At 64.2% G+C, this 12,270-nt stretch carries 12 protein-coding genes and 1 tRNA gene; 6 read left to right on the top strand and 7 right to left on the bottom strand.

Features of this window, described 5'->3' with window-relative positions:
• Positions 1-12 precede the first annotated feature (12 nt).
• Positions 13-1,173 carry an MFS transporter gene (locus GRI48_RS01850; protein ID WP_160670583.1) on the top strand — a complete coding sequence of 387 codons (1,161 nt, stop codon included), beginning with the start codon at positions 13-15 and terminating at the stop codon, positions 1,171-1,173.
• A gap of 2 nt (positions 1,174-1,175) precedes the next feature.
• On the opposite strand, the gene GRI48_RS01855 is transcribed toward GRI48_RS01850, so the two are convergent.
• The 4 genes from GRI48_RS01855 to grxC all read right to left on the bottom strand — a co-directional run bounded on the left by GRI48_RS01855 (position 1,176) and on the right by grxC (position 2,856).
• Positions 1,176-1,252, bottom strand: a tRNA-Arg gene (locus GRI48_RS01855).
• A 40-nt stretch (positions 1,253-1,292) separates the two neighbouring features.
• Positions 1,293-1,754, bottom strand: a complete 462-nt coding sequence (locus GRI48_RS01860) for a DUF1178 family protein (protein ID WP_160670586.1) — start codon at positions 1,752-1,754, stop codon at positions 1,293-1,295.
• Between the two features lie 6 nt (positions 1,755-1,760).
• Positions 1,761-2,579 (bottom strand): carbon-nitrogen hydrolase family protein, encoded by an 819-nt coding sequence (locus GRI48_RS01865; RefSeq protein ID WP_160670589.1) that lies wholly within the window; start codon positions 2,577-2,579, stop codon positions 1,761-1,763.
• Positions 2,580-2,592: 13 nt separating this feature from the next.
• Positions 2,593-2,856 (bottom strand): glutaredoxin 3, encoded by a 264-nt coding sequence (gene grxC, locus GRI48_RS01870; protein ID WP_160670592.1) that lies wholly within the window; start codon positions 2,854-2,856, stop codon positions 2,593-2,595.
• Between the two features lie 158 nt (positions 2,857-3,014).
• Here grxC and GRI48_RS01875 point away from each other — a divergent pair, with 158 nt between their 5' ends.
• Positions 3,015-3,500, top strand: a complete 486-nt coding sequence (locus GRI48_RS01875; protein ID WP_160670595.1) for an Hsp20 family protein — start codon at positions 3,015-3,017, stop codon at positions 3,498-3,500.
• Between the two features lie 277 nt (positions 3,501-3,777).
• Here GRI48_RS01875 and GRI48_RS01880 read toward each other — a convergent pair whose 3' ends face one another.
• The 3 genes from GRI48_RS01880 to tpiA form a co-directional block, all read right to left on the bottom strand.
• Entirely contained in the window at positions 3,778-5,412 is a 1,635-nt protein-coding gene (locus GRI48_RS01880) for a CTP synthase (RefSeq protein WP_160670598.1), read from the bottom strand.
• Between the two features lie 88 nt (positions 5,413-5,500).
• On the bottom strand, positions 5,501-5,893 hold the full coding sequence (secG, locus tag GRI48_RS01885) for a preprotein translocase subunit SecG (RefSeq protein ID WP_160670600.1): 393 nt from the start codon (positions 5,891-5,893) through the stop codon (positions 5,501-5,503).
• A gap of 69 nt (positions 5,894-5,962) precedes the next feature.
• Positions 5,963-6,736, bottom strand: a complete 774-nt coding sequence (gene tpiA, locus GRI48_RS01890) for a triose-phosphate isomerase (protein WP_160670603.1) — start codon at positions 6,734-6,736, stop codon at positions 5,963-5,965.
• A 225-nt stretch (positions 6,737-6,961) separates the two neighbouring features.
• Here tpiA and GRI48_RS01895 point away from each other — a divergent pair, with 225 nt between their 5' ends.
• The 4 genes from GRI48_RS01895 to pip are packed head-to-tail and all read left to right on the top strand — an operon-like array spanning position 6,962 to position 12,236.
• Positions 6,962-8,899 carry a peptidylprolyl isomerase gene (locus tag GRI48_RS01895; protein ID WP_160670606.1) on the top strand — a complete coding sequence of 646 codons (1,938 nt, stop codon included), beginning with the start codon at positions 6,962-6,964 and terminating at the stop codon, positions 8,897-8,899.
• A gap of 1 nt (position 8,900) precedes the next feature.
• Positions 8,901-10,427 (top strand): anthranilate synthase component I, encoded by a 1,527-nt coding sequence (trpE, locus tag GRI48_RS01900; RefSeq protein ID WP_419956938.1) that lies wholly within the window; start codon positions 8,901-8,903, stop codon positions 10,425-10,427.
• The gene (locus tag GRI48_RS01905) at positions 10,424-11,269 is read left to right on the top strand and encodes a phosphodiester glycosidase family protein (RefSeq protein ID WP_337190748.1); all 846 of its coding nucleotides are present in this window, start codon (positions 10,424-10,426) and stop codon (positions 11,267-11,269) included. The genes trpE and GRI48_RS01905 overlap by 4 nt, the downstream gene beginning before the upstream one ends.
• A 4-nt stretch (positions 11,270-11,273) precedes the next feature.
• Complete coding sequence (pip, locus tag GRI48_RS01910) at positions 11,274-12,236, top strand: prolyl aminopeptidase (protein ID WP_160670615.1); 963 nt, start codon at positions 11,274-11,276, stop codon at positions 12,234-12,236.
• Positions 12,237-12,270: the final 34 nt, after the last annotated feature.

The following is a 12,270-nucleotide window of genomic DNA, read 5'->3' on the forward strand; positions in this document are numbered from 1 at the left end:
CTGCCGCACAGGATGCTGACTCGGCGTGACCAATGGCTGCTGGCGCTCGCCGCAGCCGTCGTGACCGCGAATGCCTATTACATCCACCCGATCATCGGCGACGTCGCCGACGATTTCGGCGTGAGCCACGCACGGATCGGGCTCGTTCCGGCGCTCAACCAGCTCGCGCTGGCGGTGGGCATCTTCCTGTTGCTTCCGCTCGGCGATCGCTACTCGAACCGCACGCTGACGACGATCTTCACGATCGGGCAGACGATCGGTCTGGCGATCATGACGCTGGCTGGCAGTTTCGTTCTGTTCACGGCGGGATCGACGCTGCTGGGGTTCTTCACGATCGCGCCCTATCTGCTGCCTGCATACGCATCCAAACGGATCGCGCCCGAGCGGCTCGGCCAGGTCACCGCCCTGCTGACGGTCGGCGTGATCTTCGGGATTCTCGTCGCGCGTGTCGGCGCCGGAGTCATCGCCGAGAACTTCGGCTGGCGCCCGGTCTACTGGATCGCGACGAGCCTGATGATCGCGATGACGATCATGTTGCCGCTGGTGATGGACAAGGGCGAACGCGAGCGTTCTGCCCGTGGCAGCTACGTCGGACTGCTGAAATCGCTGGTGACCATTGCCCGGCAGCATCCGGACATCTTTCGCGCAGGCTCCATCCAGGCGCTGAACTTCGGCACGTTCATCGCCCTGTGGCTTGGCCTCGCATTGCACCTGACATCGCCGGAGATGGGCTACGGGACCGATACCGTGGGCTACCTGGCCGCGCTCGCCGCTGTCAGTATCTTCTCGACCCCGCGTATCGGACGCTGGGCCGACCGGGTCGGTGCTCGCAAGGCGCGCGCGGTCCTGGCGGTCATCGCGCTCTGCGGGATTGCGCTCTATTACCCACTGGGGTGGAACCTGTGGCTGTTGCTCGTCCCGCTCATCCTGACGAACCTCGTCGGTCCTACCGTCGACGTGACGAGCCGGATGACGTTCCTCGCGCTCGACGCCAATCTGAGAACGCGCCTGACGACGATCTACATCGTGATGATGTTCGTGGGCGGGGGCCTTGCGAGCTTTGCCGGCACGTGGGTGTTCGACCACTACGATTGGGCCGGAACCTGCGCCCTGCTCGTCACCATGTCGGCGATTTCGGCCTTGCTCGCATGGCAGGGAACTCGCCGAACATAGGCTGGTGCGCCCGACAGGATTCGAACCTGTGGCCCCCAGATTAGGAATCTGGTGCTCTATCCGACTGAGCTACGGGCGCACCGCAAGCGCGCCATTAGCATGCAGGCGCGAGCGCGCAATCAGTTCAGTTCGCCGGGCGGCGTGTAAGGCGCCAGGAGCGGCGCCACCGCCACGCCTTCCTCAAGCAGTTCCTTCGCTTCCTTCAGCGTTGCCTTGCCGTGGATCGCTTCCAGATCCTTGTCGCCGTAATGCATGGCGCGGCTCTCTTCCGCGAACTTGTCGCCGACATAGCGGCTTTCCTTCAATGCCTTTGCCTGCGCTTCGGCGAGTGCCTGCATGGCCTTGCGGACTTCGGGAGGAATATGACCGCCCGACACGGTCTCGCTACGATCGATGGCAGCCGGGCGCTGGTTGCCTTTGGCGGGGACTGCCGGCGCCATCGGCGCCTTGGATATTTCGGCCGATCCGCAGTGCGGGCAGGTAACCAGTCCGCGATCCTGCTGGGAGCGATAGTCGTCGGACGATCCGAACCAGCCTTCGAATCGGTGGCCGAGGGCGCAATCGAGGTCGAAAACGATCATGACTAGCTATGTGGCGATGTCGCGACGGTTGGCAAGGCTGGGAACCTGCCGGCGAACTGCCTCGATGCGCGTCAGGTCGATCTCGCACAGCCCCACCCCGGCACCTTCCTCTCCCATGTCGAGCAGTACCTGCCCCCAGGGATCGACGACCAGCGAGTGGCCATAGGTCTGTCGGCCATCCTGGTGCTCGCCCACCTGCGCGGCAGCGACGACGAAGGCGCTTGCCTCGATGGCCCTTGCCCTTTGCATGACGTGCCAATGATCGCTTCCAGTGGGTACGGTGAAGGCCGCGGGAATGGCGATGCAATCGCACCCAGCCCTCCCCAGCGCATCGTAGAGAGCAGGAAATCTCAGGTCGTAGCAGATGGTCAAACCGAGCTTGCCGACCGGCGTGTCCGCAACGGTCACGACTTCGTCGCCCGGCACAAAGGCGTTCGATTCGCGCCAGCTTTCGCCCGTCTGCAGGTCCACGTCGAACATGTGCATCTTGTCGTATCGCGCGCGTACTTCGCCTGCGCCGTCGATCAGGAACGAGCGATTGGCGTAGAGCCCGTCCCCGCGATCGATCGCGAGCGAACCGATCGCCACCCAGATACCGGCCCGCGCCGCAGCTTCGCGAGTGCGTGCCAGCACCTGATCGACGTCTTCCGAGACGATCGAAGCGGCTGCCCGCTTTCGGTCACGGTCGAGCAACCCGCTCATCTCGGGAGTGAAAAGGATTTCGGCGCCATCGCCGGCGGCTTGTTCGATACCTTTGGCAATCGACCCGGCGTTGGCCAACGGATCGATGCCCGTTGTCATCTGCAGAAGCGCGATGCGGGTCATGCCCCGGCAGCCATCAGCCGGCCAGCAGCCCGTCGAGTTTTCCGTCACGCTCCAGCGCGGCCAGCTCGTCCGAGCCGCCGACATGCGTGTCGCCAATGAATATCTGCGGGACGGTGCGAGCGCCCGGAGCCCGCTCGAGCATTTCGGCACGCTTGGGACCGCCCATCGTGATGTCGAATTCCTCGTATTCTGCACCCTTCTCGTCGAGCAGCCGTTTCGCACGATAGCAGAAGCCGCAGCCGAACTTGGTGTAGACGTCGATTTTCGGTGCAGTCATTCTGGCCCTTCATTCCGGTCGCTCGCCGGATGCTTGAAAGCGATCCGGCCGACCTTATCTTGATCCTGCGTCCCACGCCATACGGGTGGAGCGCAAAGGAACGTCGGTTTCGGCCGAGTTCCATACATGTCAAATTGCTCAGAAGAGGATTTGTTTCGATGAACCGTTTTGATTTCACCCCGTATCGCCGCAGCACCGTCGGTTTCGACCGCGTCTTCGACCTGCTCGAATCGACTGCCCGAAACAACGCCGGCGACAACTATCCCCCTTTCAATATCGAGCGTCGAGGCGATGACGACTTCCGCATCACGCTGGCGGTGGCCGGCTTCAAGCCCGCCGATCTCGATATTACCGCCCAGCAGAACCTGCTCGTGATCCAGGGCCGCAAGCGCGACGATGCAGCCGATGGCGAGATGATCCATGTGGGTATCGCCAACCGCAGCTTCGAACGCCGCTTCGAACTGGCGGACTACGTCCGGGTAGAGAACGCGGACCTCCACGATGGGCTGCTGGTGATCGACCTGGTGCGCGAAGTGCCCGAGGCCATGAAGCCGAAGAAGGTTTCGATCAACGGGCAGCCGACGCTCGAAGTCATCGAAAACGATGACGACGATCACGCCGACAAGGTTGTCGACGCCGCCTGAGGCATTCCAGCATTGGTGCATAAAATAGTGGGGGCGGATCCGAAGATCCGCCCCCGCGACGCATTGCGCCGCCATGTCCGATGTTGATCGCCCGGGTCGCAGAAGACGATCAAAACCGGAACAAGTCCGGTACTCGATTAGAGAGCCACCCCACCGTGGAGACTCGCATGGCTCCAACGCTGAAAACACAGTGCAGCAAACATAACAAAAGATAAAGGGTCTTTGTAGAAAACCGACATTTAGCGCGCGCCAGGGGCGCCGTCGGTCTTCTAGCGGATCAGACCAGTCGCGATTGCGCGAGTGCCGCTGCCACGAAACCGGCAAAGAGCGGATGCGGATCGAACGGCTTGCTCTTTAGCTCGGGATGGAACTGGACGCCAACGAACCAGGGATGGTCCGGTCGTTCCACGATCTCGGGCAAAAGTCCGTCGGGCGACATTCCGGAAAAGATCAGTCCCTGCTTCTCGAGTGCGTCGATGTAGGCCGAATTGACCTCGTAGCGATGACGATGCCGCTCGGAAATCGTCGTGGCACCGCCGTAGATCGCGCTGACATGGCTGTTGGCCGCAAGGCTCGCATCATAGGCGCCGAGCCGCATCGTACCGCCGAGGTCACCCCCGCTCTCGCGCTGCTGAAGCCCTTCCTGGCTCATCCACTCGGTGATGATGCCGACGACCGGCTGCTCGGTTTCGCCGAACTCCGTCGAGGACGCTTTTTCGAAACCGGCGCTGCGTGCCGCCTCGATGCAGGCCATCTGCATGCCGAGACAGATCCCGAAGAAGGGGACGCTGTGCTCTCGCGCGAAACGGACGGAAGCGATCTTGCCTTCCGACCCGCGCTCGCCAAACCCGCCCGGGACCAGAATCCCGTGCAGCGGCTCGAGTTGCGCCGCGATCTCCGAATCGTCCTGCTCGAAGATCTCGGCGTCGATCCACTCGATCTTGACCTTGGTCCGGTTGGCGAGGCCGCCGTGCACCAGCGCCTCGTTGAGCGACTTGTAGGCATCTGGCAGGCCGACGTACTTGCCGACCACGCCGATTGTGACTTCGCCTTCAGGATTGAAATAGCGGTCGGTCACGTCGTCCCAGCGCGACAGGTCCGGCGGCGGTGCATCGTGAATGCCGAAGCTCTTGAGCACCTGCTCGTCGAGGCCCTCGCGATGATACTGCATCGGGACGGAATAGATCGAGGGCGCATCGAGCGCCGGGATGACCGCTTCGGCCCTGACGTTGCAGAACTGCGCAATCTTGCGCCGTTCGCCTTCGGGAAGCGGATGCTCCATCCGGCACAGCAGCACGTCCGGCTTGATGCCGAGCGATGCGAGTTCGCGCACCGAGTGCTGGGTCGGCTTGGTCTTGAGCTCGCCGGCTGCGGCGATGTAGGGCACCAGAGTAACGTGGACCGACAGCGTTTGCAGCGGCTCGAGTTCGTTCCGCAGCTGACGGATCGCTTCCATGAAAGGCAGCGATTCGATGTCGCCGACCGTTCCGCCGATCTCGCACAGAACGAAGTCGAGATCGTCCGCGTCGGACAGGGCGAACTTCTTGATCTCGTCGGTGACGTGCGGGATGACCTGCACCGTCGCGCCGAGATAATCGCCCCGCCGCTCGCGCTGGATGATGTCGCGATAGACCCTGCCCGAAGTGATGTTGTCGCTTTGCCGCGCGGAAACGCCCGTGAAGCGCTCGTAGTGACCGAGATCGAGGTCGGTTTCCGCGCCGTCGTCGGTCACATAGACCTCGCCGTGCTGATACGGGCTCATCGTGCCGGGATCGACGTTGAGGTAGGGGTCGAATTTCCGGATGCGGACCTTGTAGCCACGCGCCTGGAGGAGGGCAGCAAGGCTTGCCGCCATCAGACCCTTGCCGAGCGATGAAACCACGCCGCCGGTGATAAAAATGTACCGCGCCATGGGAGTCGGGCCTTAGGGACTTAAACGGATTCGGGGCAAGCGCGAAATGGCGACGCGAAGGCCGCCATCCACAACTTGTTCGGGGTGCTTACTCGGTCGCGCCGGCGAGCGGGTCGTCGCCAGTCGCGGGAGCCGCTTCGGCAGGCGCTGACGGCTGAACAGGCTGGCTCGGCGCAAGTGCGCCTGCCAGCGGGTCGTTCTCGACCGGAGCGACACTGCGATCGAGCGTGCTGGTGATTTCGTCGGTGCCGGTCGTCTCGACCGCCACCGCTGCCAGCGCAATCGACAGGGTCACGAACGCGATCGCGAGGATCTTGGTCGTGCGGGTCATGAAATCGGCCGCACCGCGCGCACCGAGCATTCCCGTCGGGCTGCCCCCGATGCCGAGCCCGCCGCCCTCGGAACGCTGCATCAGGATGATGCCGACAAGGGCTGCGGCGACGATCGCCTGGAGTACGGTCAGGAAGAGAAAAAGGGACATGTCTGGTCTTCTGCTATGACTTGGGGGCCCAGATAGGCGTCGCGCGCCGCCCGGGCAAGCATTGAGCCGTCAGGCGGCTACGAGTTCGCTGGTGGCAAGAACGATGCCGAGGAAACTTTCGGCCGTCAGGCTGGCGCCGCCGACGAGCGCACCGCCGACGTTCTTTGCCGCCATGAGCTCGGCAGCATTGTCCGGTTTGACCGAGCCGCCATAGAGGATGCGGACGTCGCTTCCCGCCGTTTCGCCGTAGAGTTCGATCAGCAGCGTGCGGATCGCGCCGTGCATTGCCTCGACCTCCGCGACCGTCGGCGTGCGCCCGGTCCCGATCGCCCAGATTGGCTCGTATGCGACGGTCAGGCGGTCGGCAATTTCGTCCGCCTCACTCTGCATCTGCGGCAAGGACTTGCGCAGTTGGTTGAGAACGAAGGCTTCCGCGGTTCCGCCATCGCGCACGCTTTCTTCTTCGCCGCAGCAGAGGATGACACGCATTCCGGCACCGAGCGCTGCATCGGCTTTCGCCCGGACCAGCTCATTCGTCTCGCCGTGGTCCTGGCGCCGCTCGCTATGACCCAGAATGACGAACTTGGCGCCGGCGTCGGCCACCATCGTGGCCGAGATGTCGCCGGTATGCGGGCCATCTTCGCCGGCGTGACAATCCTGCGCTCCGACGCCGATCTGCTCGACTTCGCGATGGACGGCGTGGATGAGGGTGAAAGGAGGAGCGAGGGCGACTTCGACCTTCATCAATCGCTGCGCTGCGCGATCGATTGCGCGGGCTTCGCCGAGCATCGAGCGCATTCCGTTCATTTTCCAATTGCCGACGATGTAGGGCCTCGGGGCCATGCGACTACCATTCCTGTATGAAATGCGAATCTGCAATCAGCAGGTTCTGCGTGTTTGGATCGCTCCGCTAGCCGAGCAGGGCCCGTCAGTCAAAACCCCGCCGATCCCTGTTGGCGAGACTGCCGAGACCTGTTGCCGCGAGAACGCAGGCCCGATAAAGCGCCCCGGTAAATCGGGCCCGTCCCATCGGGTCCGTCCCACCCATTTGCCGGACTTCTCGTTCTCATGATTCACTTCTTCCGCAGGTTCTTCCAGTCCAAGGTCGGGCTCGGCATCACCTTTGCGTTCCTGGCGCTTATCGCCTTCGCCTTCGCCAGTTCCGACGTTGCGAACACCGGGACCTTCGGCGGCGTTGCCGGCGGCAATCGCGTGGCGGTGGTCGGCGATACGAAGATCGGGACCGCGGACCTCAGCCGTGCGGCGACCTCGGCGGTGAACCAGATGCGTCAGGAAAACCCGACGATGTCGATTCAGGCCTTCGTCCAGCAGGGCGGCCTAGAAGAAGTCCTGGACAGCCTGATCAACCGGACGGCGATCCGCGAATATGCCCAGAAGTACGGCCTGCGTGCCGGCGCCAACCTGATCAACAGCGAGATCATCGGCATCCCGGCGTTCCGCGGGCCTGACGGCAATTTCAGCCAGACCGCTTACCAGAACGCGCTCGCCCAGCAGGGCCTGTCGGACGCGGTCGTTCGCGAGGACATCGCCAGTTCGCTCTACGCCCAGCAATTGCTCGTGCCGGCAAGCTATGCTGCCACCATGCCAGAGCCGATGGCGCGGCGGTATGCAGCACTGCTTCGCGAACGCCGCCAAGGCGCGATCGCGACCTTGCCGAGCGCCGCCTACGCACCCAAGGGCGATCCAACGGCAGCGCAGCTTCAGGCTTTCTACCAGTCGAACCGGTCGGACTTCATCCGGCCCGAACGCCGCGTGATCCGCTATGCGACCTTCGGCACCGATGCGCTCGACGGATCGATCGAGCCCACCGACAACGAGATCGCCGCCCGCTACGAACGCGACAAGGCGCAATATGCCGCGAGCGAGACGCGCACTCTCACGCAGATCATCGTCCCGACCGAGGCGGGCGCAAACGCGCTGCGCCAGCAGCTCGCCGGGGGTGGCTCGATCGACCAGGTCGCCCGCAGCGCAGGCTTTTCGACTGCGCAGATCGGCCCGATCGGCAAGGCAGCGTACCAGCAGCAATCCTCCAAGCCGGTTGCCGATGCCGTATTCGGCGCGGCCGGTGGCTCCGTTGCGCCGATCGCGCGGTCCGGCCTCGGCTACCATGTCGTCAAGGTGGACAGCGTCGCACGCACCGGCCAGCGCTCGCTCGCCGATGCCCGCAGCGAAATCGCCGAGTCAGTTCGCGCGGAGAAGCGTCGCGCCGCGATTTCAGACCTGAGCGCCCGCGTCGAAGAGGAAATCGACCAGGGCATCGCTCTTTCCGACATGGCCAAGCAGCTCGGCGCGAAGATCGAGACCACGCGTCCGCTCACCGGAGACGGCCGCGTGTACGGCGCCACCGATGAAACCGCTCCCGAAATCCTGGCACCGGCGCTGGGCACCGCGTTCCAGATGCAGGAAGGCGAGCCGCAGCTCGCCGAGGTCGTACCCGGCCAGACTTTCCTGATCTACGAAGTTTCGGAAATCACCGAGAGCGCGGCTGCGCCGCTGGCAGAGATCCGCGAGCAGGTCGTCAATCGCTGGCGCACCAAAGAGGGATCGACACGGGCCCGCGCCGCTGCCGACCGGGTGCTCGCGCGGCTGCGGGAGGGCAAGACCCTCGCTGCCGCCGTCGCCGAGGAAAAGGTAACCGTCCCCGGCGTCGACCGGGTCGATTTCAACCGCGAACAGCTGACGCAGATGTTCCAGGGCCGCGTGCCCTCCCCGCTGGCGCTGATGTTCTCGATGGCGCAGGGAACGGCGAAGAAGCTCCAGGCGCCCGGCGCCAACGGCTGGTTCGTGGTCGATCTCGACAAGATTTCGGCTGAGCCGCTGGCAACGGACGATCCGCTGATCGCCCGCGCCCGCGCCGAACTGTCGCAGGCGGTCGGGGCGGAATATGCCGAACAGCTCGGCATCGCGATGCGCAAGGAAATCGGCGCGGAACGCAACGCCGACGCGATCGAGGCTGTTCGCAAGCAGCTTGCCGGCGAAAGCTGAGGTGGGCACCGAGCGCCGCTACCTGCTCGAGGGTGAGGACCGTGCCCGCGCCGCGCTGGCGCAGGGCAGGCACGCGCTCGTCTGGCGCAGGACCATCGCCGATACCGAAACGCCGGTCGGCGCGGCATGCAAGCTGTTCGAGGCCGAGCGCGGCGATTTCCTGCTGGAATCGGTCGAAGGCGGCGAGGTACGCGGACGCTACAGCCTGATCGGACTCGACCCCGATCTGGTATTTCGCGCGCAGGGCGACACGTCCAAGATCAACCGTCGCTGGCAAACCGATCGCGAGAACTTCGAGGAATGTGCAGGCGATGGCGTCACCGCGTTGCGCGAACTGGTCGAAGCCTGCCGCATAGACGTGCCCGAAGGCTTGCCGCCCGCGCTATCGTGCCTGGTCGGCTACTTCGCGTACGAAACCGTGGGGCTCGTCGAAAACCTTCCTCGCGCACCGGAAAATCCGCTGGGGCTGCCGGACATGCTGTTCGTGCGACCGACCGTGATCCTCGTCTTCGACCGGCTGAGCGAGGAACTCTACTGCATCGCACCGGTCTGGGCCGATGTTTCCCGCGACCTCGAATCTGCGCTGGAGCTTGCGGCCGAGCGGATCGACAACGTCCAGCGACGGATGCAGGCCAGCGTGGTGCCCGAGAATGCCGGATCGCATGCGGGCGAACTCGCCCTCGAGCCCCAGATGCCGCCCGGGCGGTATCGCGAGATGGTGCTCGCCGCGAAGGAGTATATCGCGGCAGGCGACATCTTCCAGGTCGTGCTGGCGCAGCGCTTCACCTGCCCGTTCGACCTGCCACCACTCTCGCTCTACCGGGCATTGCGGCGCGTGAACCCCTCGCCCTTTCTCTATTTTCTCGACCTGCCGGGATTTGCGATCGTCGGCTCCAGTCCGGAAATCCTGGTTCGCGTGCGCGACAACGAAGTGACCATCCGGCCGATCGCCGGTACCCGGCCGCGTGGCGCGGATCCCAAGGCCGATCGCGAGGCCGAGATCAGCCTCCTCGACGACCCCAAGGAATGCGCCGAGCATCTCATGCTGCTCGATCTCGGGCGCAATGACGTCGGCCGGGTAGCCGAGAAAGGCACCGTCGAGGTGACCGACAGTTTCACCGTGGAGCGCTACAGCCACGTGATGCACATCGTCAGCAATGTCGTCGGCCGGCTGGCAGGCGACAGGGACGCGCTCGACGCCATGTTCGCCGGCTTTCCGGCCGGCACGGTCAGCGGTGCACCCAAGATCCGCGCCTGCGAGATCATCGCCGAACTGGAACCGGAAACGCGCGGTGCATATGCCGGCGGGGTCGGCTACTTCGCGCCTGACGGTTCGCTCGACAGCTGCATCGTCCTGCGCACGGGGGTCGTGAAGGATGGCGTCCTGCACGTGCAAGCCGGTGCGGGGATCGTTGCCGACAGCAATCCCGAATACGAACAGCGAGAATGCGAGGCGAAGGCCGGCGCGCTGATCGCGGCAGCGCGCGAAGCAGTGCGCGTGTCGAACGAGACCGGATACGCCCAGTGAAACGCATATTTCTTCTGACCCTGTTGAGCCTGGTTGCGTGCGATCAGCAGCAGGAAGCGGGCAATCCCGTCATCAGGCATGACATCAGCGGCGACACGGTTCGCGATGTCACCGGCGCGAGCAAGAAAGCTGCCCCCGCTCCGAGCGAGTCGCCGAGCGCCGCATTCGCATCCGCCTGCACACCGCATTTCTTCGAGGACGTCCTGCTGACGGATTGCGTCGCCGAGCCTGGCAAGCATGTCATTAGCACGGCGCTCGGTCCCAAGGGCGGTGCGCCCTATCGCTCGCTGAAAGCCTATGCCGGCGCGGTCGAGGCAGGATCGGTGGCGTTTGCCGTCAACGCCGGCATGTTCGACAAGGAAGGCAAGCCGATCGGCTATTTCGTCCAAGGCGGTGATCGGCTGAAGGAACTCAACCGGGCCGACGGATCGGGCAACTTCCACATGAAGCCCAATGGCGTGTTCTACGGCAGCAGCGGCAACTGGCACGTCAAGACCAGCGAGGACTTCTTCTCCTCGGTGCGCGATCGCCCGGCCTTTGGTACGCAGTCGGGGCCGATGCTGGTCATCGGCGGCAAGCTGCACCCTGAATTCCAGGACGATGGCCCGTCCAAGGCGATCCGCAACGGTGTCGGCGTCGATGCCCAGGGCCGCGCCCACTTCGTCATCAGCGAAGCACCGGTATCGTTCGGCAAGTTCGCGCGTTTCTATCGTGACGAGCTGAAAGTGGCGAACGCGCTCTATCTCGACGGCAGCGTTTCGGCGCTGTGGGATCCGGCCAAGAACCGCATCGATGGCGGTGCGCCGATCGGCCCGATGCTCGTCGTCACGCGAAAGGACTGATCCGGTGACCGACGAACGACGCACACTCTATCCTGAAATCGAACCCTACGAGACAGGCATGCTCGATGTGGGAGAGGGTCATTCGCTCTACTACGAGCGGGTCGGGACGCCCGGCGCGAAGCCCGCCGTCTTCCTGCATGGCGGGCCGGGCGGCGGCATGTCGCCTAGCCATCGTCGCCAGTGGGACCCCGAACTCTACGACGTTCTGCTGTTCGACCAGCGCGGCTGCGGCAAGTCGCTGCCGTTTGCCGAGATCGAGAACAACGATACTTGGCGCATCGTCGCGGACATCGAGCGGTTGCGAGAAATGTGCGGTCACGATGCATGGCAGGTGTTCGGCGGCAGCTGGGGCGCGACGCTCGCCCTCGCCTACGCCCAGACGCACCCCCAACGCGCGACCGAACTGGTGCTGCGCGGCGTCTTCCTCGCCCGCCAGAAGGAAAAGGACTGGCTCTATTCCTACGGCGCGAGCGAGATCATGGCCGAACAGTGGGACGATTTCTCCGGCCTCGTTCCGGAGGATGAGCGCGGGAATCTGGTCAAGGCTTACTACGAGCGGCTGACCAGCGATCGGGAGGACATCCGGTTTGCGGCCGCGCGCGAATGGTCCCTGTGGGAGGGCAACGTCGCCACTCTCCTACCCGACGAGGCGCTGCTCGACAGCTTTGCCGATCCATCCAAGGCCGTGCCGTTCGCGCGGATCTGCGCGAAGTTCTTCCTCGAAAACTTTTATCTGGAGGAAGCGCAATTGCTGGAGAACGTCGACAGGATCGCGCATATTCCGGGCATCATCGTGCAGGGTCGCCATGACATCTGCACGCCGCCGACCTCGGCCTGGGCGCTGAAGAAGGCGTGGCCGCAAGCCGAGCTTTGGATCGTCCATGATGCCGGCCACTCCGCCGGCGAACCGGGCATTGTCGACGGCCTTGTCCGCGCGACCGACAAGCTGGCCGGCAAAGCGGACTGACAAGAAACTTGCTTGATCGAGATGCCCGGAAAAG

Source organism: Qipengyuania oceanensis, assembly GCF_009827535.1.
GTDB lineage: Bacteria > Pseudomonadota > Alphaproteobacteria > Sphingomonadales > Sphingomonadaceae > Qipengyuania_C > Qipengyuania_C oceanensis.